This is a genomic window from Acinetobacter junii CIP 64.5 (assembly GCF_000368765.1).
Taxonomy (GTDB): domain Bacteria; phylum Pseudomonadota; class Gammaproteobacteria; order Pseudomonadales; family Moraxellaceae; genus Acinetobacter; species Acinetobacter junii.
On sequence record NZ_KB849655.1, the window covers coordinates 979,365 to 997,507 of the forward strand.

The following is an 18,143-nucleotide window of genomic DNA, read 5'->3' on the forward strand; positions in this document are numbered from 1 at the left end:
ATCAGACGGTTGTGATGTATTTCTCATTTTTTTACTGTACAAAATTTGACAATCAGTTTTTTGACCCTTAATATGCGCCCCTAAGTTAGTTTTTGTTTACTTTTTATACATTTTGTGAATGTTGTGAAACATTTATTAAATATCCGATCAACCCAATGTCATTTTGAATGACGTTCATGACTTGCCCACCCCTTATCGAATTTATCAACTTTTAAAAGCGAAGTTTTTGTTTTCTGAGCTTTTAGGGCATAAATTATCTGTAGCGGAGACAACATGCACAGTAATTCAAGTTCTGGGTCTAGGCCTAGCCTTAACACTTTATCTTCTAAACGTCCATTTCAAGCTTTAGCTTTAGGATTCGCAATCCTTCCTTTTAATAGCTTGAATGCTGAGAAATCTCATCAATACAACACAGTCGTAACGACAAAAGTTTTAACCGTGGTTGCAGTTGAAAATCCAACCATTGTTTTTAAAGACGGCGAATTTTTACATGGTTTCGGTTACGATTTAGCTCGAAACTACGCACAAAGTCTCAACGTAAAGTTAGATTTTAAGACCGTACCTGACAATGCCACTGCTCTAAAGTGGATTGCTCAAGGCAAAGCAAATCTTGCAATGACCACAGCAAATCTTGCAACGATAGAAAGTAAACAGCTTGTTTCCTTTTCTGCAAGTTGTGGCGATCAGGCAACTTTGAGTAAAAATGGTTTAAACCCTCAATTAAACTGGGTGTTTAAACAAGCTGACGATCCACTGACTTTAACTGCGAGTGGTTTTGTTTGCCAAAGCAAACAGTCAGGAACAACTCAGCAACTAGCCTCTTTTTATAATCGTAATGTCGTTAAACCTGAATCTTGGTCAACGATTCAAAAAGACCTCAATCAGCGTCTTCCAATCTATAAGGCAAGCTTTAAACAAAGTGCTGCGAAATATAATTTAGATTGGCATTTATTAGCTGCAATTGGTTATCAAGAATCATATTTAAAACCCACTTCGGTGTCTCCCACGGGTGTTCGTGGTTTGATGATGCTGACGAGCAGCACAGCGCAAGCTATGGGTGTAACTAACCGTACTGATCCAATACAAAGCATTCAGGGCGGTGCTAAGTATTATGATCTTATGTTAGATCAATATGAGAATGTTCCCTATCCAGATCGTAACTGGTATGCGCTGGTTGCATACAATATGGGGCCAGGTGCAGTAAATCAGATTCAAAAACGTATTAAGGCTCAAGGTAAGAACCCAAATCAATGGGTAAACCTTTATGACTATTTACAGCGTAATCAAGCGCGTAATGGTCGTTACAAGCAAGCATTACAGTATGTCACCCGAATCCGTACATATCTAGAGCATCTAAAAACGAGTAATCGTATCGAAGTTTAAAATGCTCAGCGCAAAAAAAAGCTTACCAACGGTAAGCTTTTTTTTTGAATAAACTTATGCAGTTTGTTCAAGAACCTTTTTGAATAAATCTTTTTGTTCTTGGCTAGGCTTAGCAGTTTGTAATGCCATCAATTGAGACATGTCGCCTTGCACTTTAATTTTACCTGTCATGAATGCTTGCATAGCAGCTGCCATATCAAACTCTAAGAACACTTTACGTAGAGTCTCTGCATCCATATTTAAAGTTGTTTTAGCATTTGGAGATAAACCCTTTTGGATTTTACCAGCGTCTAAAGCTAACTCTGTATTTCCAGCTGCATCTGTTACAACTAAGTTAATCGCTAAGTTTGCAAGTGCTGGTGGTAAATTTAAATCACCTGCTTCAGCAGTAAGTTTTTCAACAGTTGCAAACCAATCATCAGTTAAAAATGCAGCCATGATTATTCCTCAAATGTATTTGTTCAGTTTCTTGTGCCATCTATCCAGACGACATCACATGAAGCTTTTTGCTCGTGCCCTGTTATAGCATGTAATTTTTATTTTAGGCTATGATTTTTTGTACGCGATATTCAATTTTTAAAAAATTTATAAAGAAAAGGCACTTATCAAAGTGCCTTTTAAAAAACTTTTACATTTTACTCTGCAGCAAAACTCAAATTCACCACATCGAGACGATTTTTCATTTCTTCTGGATCTTTCATATCAAACTCACGTTGACTATCCAATGCCTCGAAATCAAATAATTCACGGTCCGCTAGTTGTGATGGAGAAACATTCTGTAATGCCCCAAAAATACTATGTAAACGTTTCGGATATTGTTTATCCCATTCACGTAGCATGTCATTGATGATCGCACGCTGTAGATTTTCTTGCGAACCGCAAAGATTACACGGAATAATCGGGAACTTTCTTAACTCTGCATATTTGATGATGTCTTTTTCTTCAACATATGCCAATGGACGAATCAGAATGTTCTTTTTATCTGAAGATAATAATTTTGGTGGCATCGCTTTTAAACTGCCGCCATGAAATAAGTTCAAAAAGAATGTCGCCATGATGTCATCACGGTGATGACCTAATGCAACTTTGGTCGCGCCAATTTCTTGAGCAAAACCATATAGTGAACCACGACGCAAACGAGAGCAAACGGCGCAATACGTTTTACCTTCTGGCGTTAAACGCTTAGTTATCGTATAGGTATCCTTCTCAAGGATATAATATGGAATGTTATTTTCTTCCATATAGCGTGGTAGCACGTCTTCTGGAAAACCAGGTTGCTTTTGGTCAAGATTCACAGCCACGATATCAAAATTGATCGGTGCAATGCGCTTAAACTGCAACAAGATATCAAGCAATGTATAACTGTCTTTACCTCCAGACACACATACCATTACCTTATCGCCATCTTCGATCATGTTGTAATCACGAATTGCATGCCCTACTTGGCGACGAAGTTTTTTCAACAGGCGATAATACGCCGAACTTGTCGGAAGTTCTGGCTTGAAATTAAATCCTTGGTTGGACTCCACTGGCGCGTACATAGACGTGATTTACCCATAAACAAAAATACCGCGAGATTTTATCCGATTCCGAAAATTTGCGCACCAAAAGAATTTTTCAATTTCTTTCATTCGTCATATTCAAAAAGGATACTGACAAAACCTGCATCAAATTTGATCAGATTTAGCTAGATTGCTTATATTTCAAACTTTTCCACAGTTTTCCACAAAACCTGTGGATAAAATTGTGGATTTCTTCGCTATTGACAAACTGCTTTTATCTGAAAATAAGGCTTCCGATCAAATTGATCATTTTTTAACCAACACTTTTTAGTAATTAAAATCAATTACTTACATATGTCAAGTTTTCGTTTTCAAAAAAAATATTTAATTTTTTTTGATGAACATTCGCACAAAAGGACTTGATTTTTGTCAGACAGTCAAAATTAAAAAAATTGTAGCAAAAGTTCTTTTTATGATTTTTTTTGTTAAACTGCTGTGAAGAAATTATGCTTTTTTGCGAATATTATAACGATGGATAGTAAAAATTATTTTTTCGCCCTTTGGTTGGGGACAGTCGGTTTAATGAGCTGCTCAGCAATATATGCTGGTCAGACCATTTATCAATTCAAAGATACTAACGGCACCACACTTCTCACCAATAAGAAAAAGGCAGAATATAGCCATCTCAAAGTGGTGAAAGCCACTTATTATCCTGATAGTAATATTCACAGTTATAGCAACTGGGGTGCGAGTGAAGCTTCAGTACTTCCTAGCTATAGTCGTAATAAAAATGCATTTGATCAAATAATTCGACAAGCAGCTCAACAGCATGGAGTTGCAGAAGGATTAATCAAAGCTGTGATGCATACTGAATCGGGATTTAATATCAACGCACGTTCTCCTGTTGGCGCTCAAGGTTTAATGCAACTCATGCCAGCTACGGCTCGACGTTTTAATGTAAGTAATGCATACGACCCTCAACAAAACATATATGCTGGTGCAAAATACCTCAGTTGGTTACTACGAAGATTTAATGGAAATACTCAACTTGCACTTGCAGCCTATAATGCTGGAGAAGGTAATGTTGATAAATATGGTGGAATTCCTCCATTTAGAGAAACTCAAGATTATGTCCGTCGAGTAACCAGTCGTTATCAAAACTTATATGCTTCTGGTCTAGGCATGAGTAACTCATCGTCTGCTCAAAGTGGACAAGTACTAGCTCAGTCTGCGAACTACACTACTCCACCACGAAGCGAACCGAGTCCTCCACCAAAACAATATAATCGACAAATCATTACCCTAGCTGATGGTACTTTTACTGATGCACCATCAGGTACATATACTACAGCAAATGCAACTGCATCAGCCCGAATAAATATTAGCGAATGATCGTTTAGCCTATATTCTCACACTATGATTTTAGTGTTGATTTTATAACTTTCTCACTCGCTAAGTGACTGTTTAAATACTAGTTCATTGTTTTATTAGCTTAATGTATCTACGCCCATTTTTTGCTTGAATTTTTAAGCATCGCCCTGCATATTATGATCATGATTTAAATTTATAAATCAGATTACTTTTTCTTTACATGAGGGTTTTCTCAATGATGCGGATTGGTTTGTTCTTGCTAACCAACCTCGCGGTACTGGTTGTAGCTGGCATTATCTTGTCACTCTTCGGTGTCGGTAGTTACCATGGCGCGGGTGGCTTGAATCTAGGCAACCTTTTGGTCGTCTGTTTTGTCTTTGGTATGGTGGGTTCATTAATTTCCCTCTTCATGTCGAAGTGGATGGCTAAAAAAACCACTGGAACTGAATTAATTGACCCAAATGCGCCTCGAAATCAGGCTGAAGCGTGGTTGTTACAAGAAGTTGCTCAATTATCCCAACGTGCAGGTATCAAAATGCCTGAGGTGGGTATCTTCCCGTCATACCAATCAAATGCGTTTGCAACGGGTTGGAACAAGAATGATGCTCTAGTAGCTGTATCAACTGGCTTACTTGAGCGAATGAATAAAGATGAATTGCGTGCGGTTCTTGCACATGAAATCGGTCACGTTGCAAATGGTGATATGGTCACTTTGGCATTGATTCAAGGTGTTGTGAACGCCTTTGTGATGTTCTTTGCACGTGTAGCAGGCGATTTTATTGACCGCAATGTCTTTGGTCGTGAAGATGGAGAAGCACCTGGTCTTGCTTACTTCGCAATTACGATTGTTCTCGATATCGTATTTGGTATTTTAGCCTCTACGATCGTGATGTGGTTCTCTCGTCAACGTGAATACCGCGCAGATGAGGCTGGAGCACGTTTAGCGGGTAAACAAGCCATGATTTCGGCATTACTCCGTTTACAAGCAGAATCAGAAATGCCTGATCAAATGCCAAAAGAAATGAAAGCTTTTGCGATTACTGAAGGTAAAGAGCAAGGTTTCAGCTTAGCGGCTTTATTCCAAACTCACCCAAGTATTGAACAACGTGTAGCAGCTCTACAACAATTAAATGTTCAATAATTCAAATAGATTAAACAAAATAAAGCCTCCTTAATGGAGGCTTTATTTATATTTATGAGTGCAAATTAAGCCGATTAGAATGACTGATAAAGTTGCCATAAATAACTGACACCGAGCCAAACAGCGAGAATCAGTAAGATCAATACCGCAATTCCTAATAGATCAGGAATACGTAACCAAATCCAACTTACAATAGGATTACGCCAAAATGCTGAGGTCTTTTGCTTTTGTTCCAAAGACTCATGCAAAAAAGGGTGTACCACATGAATATCACTATGCACTTGGTATTCCTCTCGGATGTGGTCATGCACAATCTCTAATGTTTTACGACTTGGACGGATAAATACATCAAATAGTGTCCCAACAATCGGTACAAATCCAACCAGCATATCGAGCATGGCAAGCTTAATTACACCAGCTAATTTATGTTGCGGTACACCAACTTCTTTTGCCTTTTTAAAGGCATACATGGTCAGAATGAAACCCGCAATATCTCCTGCAAATGGAATTGTGCTTAATGCAGCATCCGCACCAACGCCCTGTTTCGTGAAGGGAATTCGGACTAAACTATCCATTGTGTTGGCAAATTTAGCTAAATCTCGCTCGACTGCGATTGCTTGCTGTTGAGTTAATTTTTTTTGTTCTGTTTGACCAGTCATCAATCTAACCTAAAAACTACGTTTATGCTTGAGAATAAAGTAGTTTTTAGATTTTGTTGGTACATTTATTATTAAAATTTAGAATAAAATCATTGAAGCTATAAACAAATAAACAATGACACCTGTCGCGTCACAAATCGAAGTAACTAAAGGCGCAGAAGCACTTGCAGGATCTAAACCAGCTTTATTCAGAATAAAAGGCAAACTCATACCAATCAAACACCCCATCAATACGATTCCCATCATACTTAGGGCAAGGACTAAAGCCACCATTTCATCACCACGAAAAAAACCTAGTAATGATACGGCAATCGCCATTGTTCCCCCCAAACACAACGCGACTAGGCTTTCACGTCCGAGTAAGTAAAACCAATCCTTAAATTGTACATCGCCTGTCGCTAAAGCTCTCACCATCAGAGTAGATGATTGCGAACCAGCATTTCCTCCACTCCCCACAAGTAACGGTAAGAAAAAAACTAAAACTAAGTTTTGGGCAATCACATCTTCGTAGTGTGCTATTCCGATACCTGAAAGCAAACTACCAAAAACTAAAAACACCAACCAAAAGACACGTTTTTGATAGAGCTGAAGAATCGGAGCAGATTTAATACTAAGTTTCGATGATGCATTTACTGCACCTACTTTTAAAAAGTCTTCTGTTGCCTCTTCACTAGCAACATCCATCGCATCATCATAGGTCACGATACCGACCATCATGCCCTTGCGATCAATAATCGGCAATGCCAATAGATCATAACGTGCAATCGTCTTTGCTACCTCATCTTGGTCTGTATCAACATAAGCTGTGAGTACATTAGTTTCCATAAGTAGATTAATATTTTGATCTTCAGCTGCTAAGATGAGTTGCTTTAAGGATAATACACCTAGAAGCTTTCTAGCTTCATCGAGAACATATGCAAAATAAATCGTCTCAGTGTCAGGGGCCTCTAAACGCAACATTTTGATCGCGTCATTGACCCGCATATTGGGCTTTAAGGTTGCATACTCCGAACTCATAATCGCACCAGCTGTTCCTTCAAGATAGGATGCAAGCTGGCGAATATCCTCTCTTTCAGCTTGTGCGAGTGCAGGCAACAGTGCATTTTGTTGGTCTTCATCCAAACACTTAAATACATCTGCACGTTTATCAGATGACATTTCACCAATGACTTCAGCCAGTGTATTGCGTGGCATGGCTTTTGCCAATTTGGCTTGTTCATTCGGTGCTAGATATGAAAACACATAGGCACGATCAGGCAAATGGGTCAATAATAATTGACTTTGATCTAAAGATAACTGGGTCAATACATCTGCAATATCAACAGGGCGAAATGTTTTTAGCGATGCTAAAGCGAGTTCGATATCATTATTTTTTAACGCGTCACTTAATAAATATAAAAAGTTGTTATAGCTCATGTGGATCTCTTCACTACAAATGATCAGCAATGAAGAGTGCTGTACAGTCTTTTAGTTGACTGACAATAAGAGCTCTTCATCCTGATTTTGATGAATAATAAAATGTGAAATTATGAATAAATCACAACTATGTATGTCCATTTAGGGAACAAAACCTCTTAGAACCGCTTATGCGGCAGGGCAATACTACAAATATTTCTTTTTATACTCAACCTACACAACAAAAATGAACAATTTGAGTCAAAGGTAAAATACCTCCTATCAAATTGTTCATCCGTAAAAATTAAAGCTTTAATAATCTATAATTTTGCAGTTTTCATTTTAGGCTTAAAGTAATGTGTGACTAACACGTACATAAATGGAATAAATATCAGCACCAAAACAGTTCCAAAAACCACACCGCCAAACACACTAAAACCAATCGCTTGTCGGCTCAGCGCTCCTGCTCCTGTTGAAAACATTAATGGGATAACACCCGCACCAAAAGCAATTGATGTCATCAGAATCGGTCTTAAACGTAAACCTGCCGCATGCAATGCCGCATCTAAACTATTGCGACCCTGTTGCTGTAAGCTTGCTGCGAACTCAACCATCAAAATTGCATTCTTACATGACAAACCAATCGTGGTTAATAGTGCAATCTGAAAATAAATATCATTAGCAAAACCAAACAGATAGCTAAAGATAATCGTTCCTCCAATTCCTAATGGAATGGCTGCCATCACAACAGATGGAATAGACCAACTTTCATAAAGTGCTGCTAAACAAAGGAAAATAAATGCGACTGAAACCAGATATAACCAAATCGCTTGATTACTCGATTGTTGCTCTTGATAAGATAAACCACTCCATTCCAATCCGACTTCGGGCATTTGATCTACTAAAGTTTGAATCGCTTGCATGCCTTGCCCACTGCTAAAACCAGCAGCTGCATCAGCATCGAGATTGATCGCAGGGTAACCCATAAAACGCTCTAACATCGGTGGTGCACCTTGCCAATCTATTTGGCTGAATTGAGTAAAAGGCACCATTTGTCCACTGTCATTTTTTACATACCAATAGTTTAGATCCTCAGGCTTTGAACGATATGGTGCATCACCTTGTAAATAGACACGTTTGATCCGTCCACGATCAATAAAGTCATTGATATAACTTCCACTCCAAGCAGTAGATAAAGTTTGGTTAATATCATTTACATTAAGACCATGAATCATCGCAGCCTTATAATCGATCTTGATATTTAATACGGCTTGATCATCATTGCTTTTTTTATCGAGATTCTCTACAGAATCCTGCTGATTGCCCTGCTGTTGTAAAGCTTCAAAAGACTTCACAAGACTATCCCGCCCCAGACCTTGAGTATCCTGAAGCCAGAAATCCATTTTGTCTGAGTTACCTAAACCGCGAATCACTGAAGGCATAATCACCATGATTCGCGCTTGATTATTTTTGGAAAAATATTGCATCGCTCTAGCACGAATCTGTTGAGCACTATTTTCTGAACCAGGTCTATCATCCCAATGTTTAAGAGAAATAAATGCTTGTCCAAGGTTTTGTCCTGTACCAGAGAAATTTCGACCATGGATGACCATGACACCATTCAAATTTGCTTTTTCATTTTCAAGGAAATAATCAGAAATCGTCTTACCTACCGCTTCTGTTTTACTCATCGGTGTACCTTGTGGAAGCGTAAATTGTACTCCCAGCAAACCTTGATCTTCTTGAGGTAGGAAACTCGTTGGAAGAATTCGATAAACCAAAACAAAACTTGCAATTAAGCCAACAATCGCGATTAAAGAAAATACTTTAAAACCAATAACCTTACTTGAAAACGTCAAATAACGCGTTTTGATATTGTCCAAACTATTATTGAACCAGATCGCCCATTTCGCCTGTTTCTGTTGCGGTTTGAGTAAAATGGCGCACATTGCTGGAGTCAAAATCAAAGCAACAAAAAGTGATAGCACCATGGCAACGACAAGGGTTATCGAAAACTGTCGATAGATAATCCCTGTTGCTCCACTAAAGAACGACATCGGAATAAAAACCGCAGTTAGAACCAACGTAATCCCGACCAATGCTCCACTGATTTCCTGCATGGACTGAATCGAAGCTTGTTTAGCACTTAATTGCTGTTCGTGCATAAGACGTTCAACGTTTTCAACCACAACAATCGCATCATCGACCAACAGGCCAATTGCCAATACCATCGCAAATAATGTCAGAGTATTAATGCTCATCCCTAAAACAGATAAAACAGCAAACGTCCCCAAAATCACAACGGGTACGGTCACAGCAGGAACGAGTGTTGCTCGCCAGTTTTGGAGGAAGATAAACATCACTAAGACAACGAGGATAATTGCCTCAACTAATGTCGAAACCACTTGTGACATAGACTCTTTTACAAAAGGAGTATCATCACGTGGATACACCACAAAATACCCTTCAGGTAATGCTTTTTCTAATCGAGCGACCTCTTTATATACTGCATCAGCAACTTGCATTACATTTGCACCAACGGTCAATGACAGCGAAAGACCTGATGCTGGATAACCATTTAAACGGTTAAAAACCTGATAATTTTCTGCTCCTACTTCAACTCGTGCGATATCTTTTAGATAAATAAATTGCCCATCATTATTGGCTTTTACGACGATGTTTTCGAATTGTTCAGGTGTTCGCAACAAAGACCCTGAGGTCACTTTCGCATTCAGATATTGATTTTCAACCGAAGGGAGTTCTCCAATTGCACCTGCAGCTACTTGAGTATTTTGATTTTCTAATGCCGATCGAACATCACTAACTTGTAATTGATAACTCTGTAGTTTTTGTGGATCTAACCAAATTCGCATTGCATACTGCGAACCAAAAATATTAACTTCACCAATCCCTTCAATACGGCTCAAATTAAGCTCAAAGTTATTGGTCAAATAGTCAGAAATATCTAAATTTGTTGAACGTCCAGATTTATCACCTAGACCAATCACCATAAATGAATCGCTTAGTGACTTGCGTACGTTCACCCCTTGACGTTGAACATCTTCAGGCAGACGATTGATTGCCCCATTAACTGCATTTTGGACTTGGACTTGTGCTTGATCTGGATCTGTGCCCTGTTCAAAGAACAAACTTATTCGGCTATTACCACTCGCATCACTGCTGGAGCTAAAATACAGTAAATTGTCGATTCCTTTGATCTGTTGTTCAAGCACTTGCGTAACACTGTCTTCAACAGCTTGAGCATCTGCACCACTATAAGTTGCAGAAACAGTAATTCGAGGAGGCGCGATATCTGGATATCGCTCAACAGGGAGATTTTGTATCGAAAAAATACCAACCGCCATAACGATAATCGCGAGTACGGTGGCAAAAATTGGTCGCTCAATAAAAAACTTGGATAGCATGGCTGTTCATTCCATTTTCTGAAACAGTCAATTGTTAAATGAGACTAATAAGAGTAGTTCAGTTCTTGATCATTACTGAACAATTAAGCAAACACCATGCCTTTTAACATATCATTTCAAATCGAAGAAAATGAGGAGAAATAATGGATTTTATTACAAGGTTCACATCTTTAATATATGAAGCATTTTGAAATGAAGATCATACATTTAAAATTAATTTACTGCGCAATCAAATACTTCACAAATACAGATTGACAGGTCAAGAACTTCCACAGATATTAGCGTGTTCGGCTCTCTCTCCCATTGTACTTGACATTTATGACGGCAAGCTTAAAAAGTTTTAATATTCTGCTACTTATTCTGCTGCCTGCTCTCGTTACAGGTGGTTTGTTAATTGTTGCAGGAAACCTATCAGATGGTTTACGTCTAGGTTTTTTATCCCTACCAGGCGTTATTTTTACTTACTTTGCGATCACGCGAAGAAAAACATATTGGTATATTTTTTCTTTGTTGTGGTGGTTTATTTTTTTACTCGACTCACTACTCAGATCAAGTACATGGTTTCTGTTTAGTAGTGATAGTGAAGCCTACTTTATTATTGAAGCGATTGCCAATACTAATCGCCAAGAAATTTGGGAATTTCTACAACTTCATTCAGTCGCAGTATCTACTGTTTTTATCAGTTTAATTATTCTCATCGCGCTGCATAGTTTTGCAGTCTTTAAATTAATTAAAGTCCAACATGTAGAGCAAATTTGGCAAAGTAAAATCTTTCGCTCATTTATCATTTTGCTTACTGTATTAAGTTTGACTAGCTATTTGATGAAACCTTCTCGCAAGGTGCATCCTCTTATTTTTTGGACAGAATATCAAACTAAGATTCAAGATTTCCGTGGGCGAGTAAAACAACATAAGAATGTACATAAGCAATGGGATTTAAGTGCTGAAAAAAATCTAGTCATGACGCGACAGGCCAAAGGTAAACAAACCCATGTCCTAGTGCTTTCAGAAAGCTTAACCAGTTTGAATCTTGGCATTTGCGGTTACCCTAGAGATACCACACCTGAGTTGAATAAACGACTTTCAGAGATTAAAGTTTTCTGTAATGCATTTTCGCCATCGCCATCTACGATCAATGCTTTACGTGTTTTATTGACTGAAAGCCCTGCATCAGAACATAAAAAATATTCACCCGAAAGTGTATTGGCTTATGCTCGAGCAGCAGGATATAAAATTTATTGGCTAAGTAATCAAGATGATAGTTATCTATCATCATTGTTTGGTTCTTATGCGGATCAAGCCATTTATAAAAATACCCGTTCAGGTCGTAGCAGCTCATCTTTAGATGAAAATTTACTCCCTATTTACCAGCAGGCACTTGCTGATCCCGTCGAGAAGAAGCTTATTATTTTACATCTGATCGGGACTCATCCTAATTACCAAGAACGCTACCCAACGACATTCAATAAATTTAATAGTAATAGTAATGATCGTGTTGAATCAGATTTAAAAGCACGAAATATCGATCCTTGGATTCGTTCCTTACGTAATGATTATGACAATGCAGTGCTATATGAAGATCATTTATTGGCAAAAATGCTGGACACTTTAAGAGCTGATCATTTACCTGATTTTAGGTCTTTCACGGTAGTTTCAGATCACGGTAATGAAGTTGGACATGAACTAGATTATGCTGGTCATAGCCCAACGACCAAAGCAGGCTACCAAGTTCCTGTCATCATGTGGTCGGATAAGTTAAATTTAACAGGCGTGAATAAAGACACAAATCTCAATACTGCTGAACTGGATCAGAATTTAATGCATATCATGGGCTTGAAAGATAAATCCTCTTCCAATCATTCGTATTGGCTAGATCAAGATTATCGTTTTACACCTGAGGCAAATTGGCCGTATTGGGAAAATAAATCCTAAGAAAATTAATATCTCCCCCAGTTTGATCAAGAGGTTAAGCTGGGTTTATTTTTATCTATAAAAAATTCATAAAATTATCATCTTATTGTCATCCATTTGATAAATTTAATTTGCACAATGACTGCTTTAATTAAAAATGAAAGAGTCAATTTATGTTAAAAAAAGCAGTGATTTGCCTGAGCTTACTCAGTTTAGTTGGTTGTAATGATGACAATAATGATCAAACCAACTCCAAACAACCGAATTATGAGCTACCGAAAATCTTAGTCGTTGGTCACCGTGGTGCTAGTGCTCTACGTCCAGAACACACACTCGCCTCCTATCAAAAAGCTATCGAAGATGGTGCAGATTTCATTGAACCCGATTTAGTTTCGACCAAAGATGGTGTGTTAGTCGCACGTCATGAAAATGAAATTAGTGGAACAACCAATGTTGCAGAATTGCCAGAATTTGCTAATCGTAAAAAAACTAAAGTAATTGACGGCGTAAGTATTGAAGGCTGGTTTACAGAAGACTTTACCTTAAATGAGCTACAGCAACTGAAAGCGCGTGAACGAATTCCACAGTATAGACCAGAAAATACTAAATACAATGATTTATATCCAGTTCCGACTCTAGAGCAAATTATTGAACTTGCTGATGCTCATTACAAAAAAACAGGCAAGATTGTCGGCTTATATATAGAAACGAAACATCCAACGTATTTCCAAAATCAAAATCTAGCAATGGAAGATCGTTTACTTCAAACGTTATCTAAATATAAATACAGTCGAGATATTGCTCCAATCTATCTTCAATCATTTGAAGTAAGCAATTTAAAATACCTTAAACAACAGTTAGATTTGCACAAGAGCCTCAAACACGCACAACTCATCCAGCTTTATGATGAACAATCAGCTCGACCAGCAGACTATGTTGCTAAACAAATCTCGACAACATATGGAGATATGGCAACCGCTCAAGGCTTAAAAGAAGTGGCAAGCTATGCAAATGGTGTTGGACCATGGAAAGTATATGTCTTTAAAGATGCAAGCATGACTGAAACCACATCCTTTGTTAAAGATGCACACCAAGTTGGTTTAAAAGTTCATCCTTATACTTTCAGACCTGAGAATAATTTCTTGGCTGAATCCTTAAAATGCAGCTCAAAAGCTGACGAACGTTGTGAATCTGGCTCTATCAAAGAAATGCAACTCTACTTTAAAGCAGGTGTTGATGGCGTATTTACTGATGATCCTGCTATTGGGCGTAAAGCAGTACAAAGTTATTTAACTACCTCTGCACAATAAATCAAAAATGGGTAGTTTCAGACTACCCATTTCCTTACATCGCAATTTGATTGCGCTTTACCTGTTGCCATTGCCACCAACCATAAGCCGCTAAACCTACAAATACCGCATACAAGCCTGCTGTTAACAGTAACTCTTTATAGATAAACATACCCACATAAACAATATCAACGACGATCCATAAAATCCAAGTCTCAATATATTTTCGACTTGTCCAATAGGTTCCTAGTAAACTAAATGCTGCTAACTGTGAATCCAGCATTGGAACAGATGCATCCGTAAATTGCTTAAGAAACATACCGAAGCACAAACCACCAATCGATGCTAAAATTATGTGCAGATACATCGATTTTATATTTATTGTTTCAACGCGAATTTCATGATCTTGGCGTTTTCCTGTCAACCATACATACAATCCATATAGATTCATACCTACAAAGAAGAACTGTAGAATCGTTTCTCCATACAACTTAAAATTAAAAAAAAGATATGCATAGAGAACACATGCGAATACATTAAATCCCCAACACCACATATTTCGCTTTATGGTTAAGCTAACGCCAATAATACTAATTAAAACGGCGAAAATTTCTAAATTAGACAAATTAATACTTCAATGTAGTCCGATCTATTTATTATGAGAAATTCTATTTAATAATCAATTTTTAAAATATGATTTTTCTTAAATCTATTTTATTGCCACTATAAATATGACTATTTTTAAGACATATCTTATGTTATAAAAATTACAAATATTCAGTTAAACCTCTTATGACTAAATCGAAAAGTTTTTCTCCACGCTTAGTACAAATTTCGCATTGCGTCTCAGCCTATGCAGCATGGCGACGTGTCTGCATTTTTATGCGAGGAAACTTTTCTAACATTGATCAAATGAATGACTAAATAAAACATTCACAACAGAAAGGTCGCCTCAACAGCGACCTTTTTTTATTGCATAAAAAAAACCTATCCATAAGGAAGTTATCAAATGACACAGTTACAACAAAAGAATTTTATTTCACCAACACAGACTTCGCCGACTGTAACGATGTTTCACCCTCGCCTTGCTACAGTCGGGCAATTTATTGCGGTTGTATTGATTTGGTCGCTCACTCCATTAGCAGCCGTCTGGACCGTGCATGAGATTCATTGGGCGTGGGGCTTATTTATCCGATTCAGTTTGGCCATTCCTTTAGCACTCATTTGTTTAGTCTGCTTTCGACTTAAATTAACCCTCAGTAAACAGGCACTGATGAGTTATCTCGCAGGTGCATTAGGATTATTTGGTTCTATGACATTTTGCTATATGGGAGCAACTCGAGTTTCATCGAGCATGATTTCAATCATTTATGGAACAGCACCTTTATGGACAGGTTTGATTTCAGTTTTTATCCTTAAACAAGAACGATTTCATAACCGCCAATGGTTTGGTCTGACGATTGCCTTTATAGGCTTGTTACTGACAATGGGTATCGGTTCACGCGATATTCAACTTGATCTTGTTGGCGTGATTTATGAAATCATTGCAGTGATGCTCTATGTATTATCTATGTTTGCAATTGCACGAGTTGGAGCTGGTATACACCCTATCATTCAAATGACAGGTTCAACGATCGTGTCATGGTTAGGTTATGTATGCCTACTTCCCTTTTTTCTGTCAGCAATTCCAACAGAGCTGTCAAGCATTCAAACCTCTATAGCTTTACTCTATAGTGCTTTGTGCTCTTCAGTTTTGGCTATGATTTTTTATTTCCACTTAGTCCAAAAACTCAATCCAACAACAGTCATGCTCATTACGATTATTACACCAGTACTGGCAACAATTTGGGGTACCTTATTTAATCATGAGCAAATCCATTTATATTTGGTTACTGGATTGGGCTTGCTGTGTTTTGGTCTTTTTGCGTATACCTATCCTAGAACTAAATTCTAGCTAATCAGAACTCGAGTTGGTCAGTAAAATGACCGACTCGTCGATAGCATAACCCGCTATGCTACAGTTACACTACTTATAGAAAGATTTATTCAAGGATGAAAGAATCAATGCGTAGTAGCCTTTTATGGATTTGGTTGGCTGTATTTTTGATTTTACAAGGCTGTGTGCATGCCACTGTTCAACCAAATCAAATTTCTAAAGCTCATACGACTGAGCTAAAACAACGTTATTATCAAGTCAAAACAAAAGCTTCTGATGGAACCTTGATTGCTTTTACCGTCTATCAACCCAAACTATCAACAAATCAAACTGCCCCATTAATCCTCCATACACATGGTTTCGGCCTATCTCGCATGAAGCGCCCTGAACTAAGCTTGTATGGTTTTCTACTTCCAACTGGGCAGGTTGCCAAATCAGCTTGGAAAAAAGGCTATTGGGTCATCAGTTTTGATCAACGAGGACATGGGGGGAGTCAAGGAAAGATTCGCTTAACAGACCCTGAAAAAGAAGCACAAGATGTCATTACGATTTTAAATTGGGCTGAACAAAATTTACCGCAACTGGCTAAAAATCAAAATGGTGTTCGTGCTGGAATGATTGGTGAATCCTATGCAGGTGGTGTGCAATATATTGCTTCAGCTTTAGACAAACGATTACAAGCAATTGTGCCTATTACGACATGGTACGATATTGTTGAAAGTTTAGCCCCAAATGGTGTGCCAAAAAGTAACTGGATTGATTTCTTAAATCTGATTGGAGACTGGTGGAATTGGAACAAATTCGACCCAGAATTAAAACAAGCATATCGAGATACTCAACAGCAGCAACTCAATCCTTCCATTTATGATTTTCTAAAAACACATCAAGCTAGCTGGTTTTGCCAACGTGAACAACGTCCTCAGGCTGATGCTTTAATTATTCAGGGATTTAGAGATGTACTTTTCCCATTTAATGAAGGTGTGAAAGCAACAAAATGCTTGCAAGAAGCGAATCGTCAAGTTCATTTGATCGGTGTCGAAGGTGGGCATCTACAGCCATTTGCTCAACACTCTCCTTTGGGCAGTACACCTTTTTGGTATATTGGAAAATCTATTCGTTGTGGGAATCAAAAGAGCTACGATTTACAAAAAACCATAATAGGTTGGTTCGATCTCAAACTAAAAGATCAAAACTCATCATCTGAACTTCCTGAAGTCTGTATTGATCAAAGTCCAGTAGTCCAAATCAATGATTTAAAACCAATTACATCTTACGATTTGAACAAAACATGGATTTCACCTAACACAACTCAGGATGTATTTATTCCTATTCACACAGCAAATCAAAAAAGCTTCATCACGGGATCATCTTTATTATCACTTGCTGTCGAAACAGAAAATGATGATGCAACTTTTTTTATTTCAATGGCAGTTAAGTCAGCTCAAACAGGGAAATATAAGACTCTTAATGAACAAACAACGCCATTTAACCCAAAACGTAAGCAGCTTTATGACCAAATTATTTCTGGATTAAATTTAAAGACACAGAATTATCAAGATGTTGAGTTACCAAGCATTAATACCCATCTTCAACAAGGAGATACGATTGGGCTACTCGTTCATAGTCAAAGTAAATATTACAAAAGAGTAAAACAGAACAAAGTTGAAGCTTGGATTTCTGGCCAAATAAAGTTACCTAAATTATGGAGTGAAAAAGAGGTAACTCAGCAGTAATTATTAAATAATTATATCGAGAGTGTGATTACCACTCTCGATTGGCAATTAACTCTTCCATTTCGATATCAAGATAACCTGCATCTTGAACAATCATCATCATAGCTTCAGCGATATAATCTGCGGCTGTATCATCTAAACTTGACTCTAAATCTTCAAACTGAGGTTTCATCTCATTGATTTCTTTCATCGTTTGATGAGCTACTGCGTAAATTTCCATTTCAGATAAATCAGACCGACTGACTTTCTTTGAAAATTGCTTAATATGTTGTTTGATTTCAGCCACGAGAATATCGGGGTAATAATCATCATCAAACATCGGGAGAAGTAAATTTTCAAACATAAAAATGAATACATCAATAAAACGACATGCTTATATCACAATCTCATGTAAAGCA

At 37.7% G+C, this 18,143-nt stretch carries 14 protein-coding genes; 7 read left to right on the plus strand and 7 right to left on the minus strand.

Features of this window, described 5'->3' with window-relative positions; all coding sequences use genetic code 11:
* The first annotated feature begins 273 nt into the window (after positions 1–273).
* The gene (locus F948_RS10300) at positions 274–1,383 is read left to right on the plus strand and encodes a transglycosylase SLT domain-containing protein (protein WP_004963495.1); all 1,110 of its coding nucleotides are present in this window, start codon (positions 274–276) and stop codon (positions 1,381–1,383) included.
* A gap of 54 nt (positions 1,384–1,437) precedes the next feature.
* Here F948_RS10300 and F948_RS10305 read toward each other — a convergent pair whose 3' ends face one another.
* Positions 1,438–1,821: an SCP2 sterol-binding domain-containing protein gene (locus F948_RS10305; protein WP_004676693.1), complete on the minus strand. Its 384-nt coding sequence runs from the start codon at positions 1,819–1,821 to the stop codon at positions 1,438–1,440.
* A gap of 197 nt (positions 1,822–2,018) precedes the next feature.
* Positions 2,019–2,924: a tRNA 2-thiocytidine(32) synthetase TtcA gene (gene ttcA, locus F948_RS10310; RefSeq protein WP_004908226.1), complete on the minus strand. Its 906-nt coding sequence runs from the start codon at positions 2,922–2,924 to the stop codon at positions 2,019–2,021.
* Positions 2,925–3,416: 492 nt separating this feature from the next.
* On the opposite strand from ttcA, the gene F948_RS10315 reads away from it, so the two are divergent.
* Both F948_RS10315 and htpX read left to right on the plus strand, forming a co-directional pair.
* Positions 3,417–4,277 (plus strand): lytic transglycosylase domain-containing protein, encoded by an 861-nt coding sequence (locus F948_RS10315; RefSeq protein ID WP_004956064.1) that lies wholly within the window; start codon positions 3,417–3,419, stop codon positions 4,275–4,277.
* Between the two features lie 214 nt (positions 4,278–4,491).
* Positions 4,492–5,397 (plus strand): protease HtpX, encoded by a 906-nt coding sequence (gene htpX, locus F948_RS10320; RefSeq protein WP_004908232.1) that lies wholly within the window; start codon positions 4,492–4,494, stop codon positions 5,395–5,397.
* Positions 5,398–5,471: 74 nt separating this feature from the next.
* On the opposite strand, the gene F948_RS10325 is transcribed toward htpX, so the two are convergent.
* The 3 genes from F948_RS10325 to F948_RS10335 form a co-directional block, all read right to left on the minus strand.
* Complete coding sequence (locus F948_RS10325) at positions 5,472–6,056, minus strand: DUF4112 domain-containing protein (protein WP_004956059.1); 585 nt, start codon at positions 6,054–6,056, stop codon at positions 5,472–5,474.
* A gap of 78 nt (positions 6,057–6,134) precedes the next feature.
* The gene (gene mgtE / locus F948_RS10330) at positions 6,135–7,472 is read right to left on the minus strand and encodes a magnesium transporter (protein WP_004963502.1); all 1,338 of its coding nucleotides are present in this window, start codon (positions 7,470–7,472) and stop codon (positions 6,135–6,137) included.
* Between the two features lie 299 nt (positions 7,473–7,771).
* Positions 7,772–10,876, minus strand: a complete 3,105-nt coding sequence (locus tag F948_RS10335; protein WP_004963506.1) for a multidrug efflux RND transporter permease subunit — start codon at positions 10,874–10,876, stop codon at positions 7,772–7,774.
* 318 nt (positions 10,877–11,194) lie between these two features.
* On the opposite strand from F948_RS10335, the gene F948_RS10340 reads away from it, so the two are divergent.
* Together F948_RS10340 and F948_RS10345 are read left to right on the plus strand one after the other, a co-directional pair.
* Complete coding sequence (locus F948_RS10340; RefSeq protein WP_004963509.1) at positions 11,195–12,808, plus strand: phosphoethanolamine transferase; 1,614 nt, start codon at positions 11,195–11,197, stop codon at positions 12,806–12,808.
* A gap of 152 nt (positions 12,809–12,960) precedes the next feature.
* The gene (locus tag F948_RS10345) at positions 12,961–14,097 is read left to right on the plus strand and encodes a glycerophosphodiester phosphodiesterase (protein WP_004963513.1); all 1,137 of its coding nucleotides are present in this window, start codon (positions 12,961–12,963) and stop codon (positions 14,095–14,097) included.
* A gap of 34 nt (positions 14,098–14,131) precedes the next feature.
* Here the strand turns inward: F948_RS10345 and pnuC are convergent, their stop codons facing one another.
* Positions 14,132–14,701 (minus strand): nicotinamide riboside transporter PnuC, encoded by a 570-nt coding sequence (gene pnuC, locus F948_RS10350; protein ID WP_005402212.1) that lies wholly within the window; start codon positions 14,699–14,701, stop codon positions 14,132–14,134.
* A gap of 384 nt (positions 14,702–15,085) precedes the next feature.
* On the opposite strand from pnuC, the gene F948_RS10355 reads away from it, so the two are divergent.
* Both F948_RS10355 and F948_RS10360 read left to right on the plus strand, forming a co-directional pair.
* Complete coding sequence (locus F948_RS10355) at positions 15,086–16,030, plus strand: DMT family transporter (protein ID WP_004963519.1); 945 nt, start codon at positions 15,086–15,088, stop codon at positions 16,028–16,030.
* 110 nt (positions 16,031–16,140) lie between these two features.
* Positions 16,141–17,745: a CocE/NonD family hydrolase gene (locus tag F948_RS10360; protein ID WP_004963522.1), complete on the plus strand. Its 1,605-nt coding sequence runs from the start codon at positions 16,141–16,143 to the stop codon at positions 17,743–17,745.
* 28 nt (positions 17,746–17,773) lie between these two features.
* Here F948_RS10360 and F948_RS10365 read toward each other — a convergent pair whose 3' ends face one another.
* A complete protein-coding gene (locus F948_RS10365; protein WP_004963525.1) occupies positions 17,774–18,088 on the minus strand; it encodes a DUF5713 family protein in 315 nt (104 codons plus the stop codon).
* Positions 18,089–18,143 lie beyond the last annotated feature (55 nt).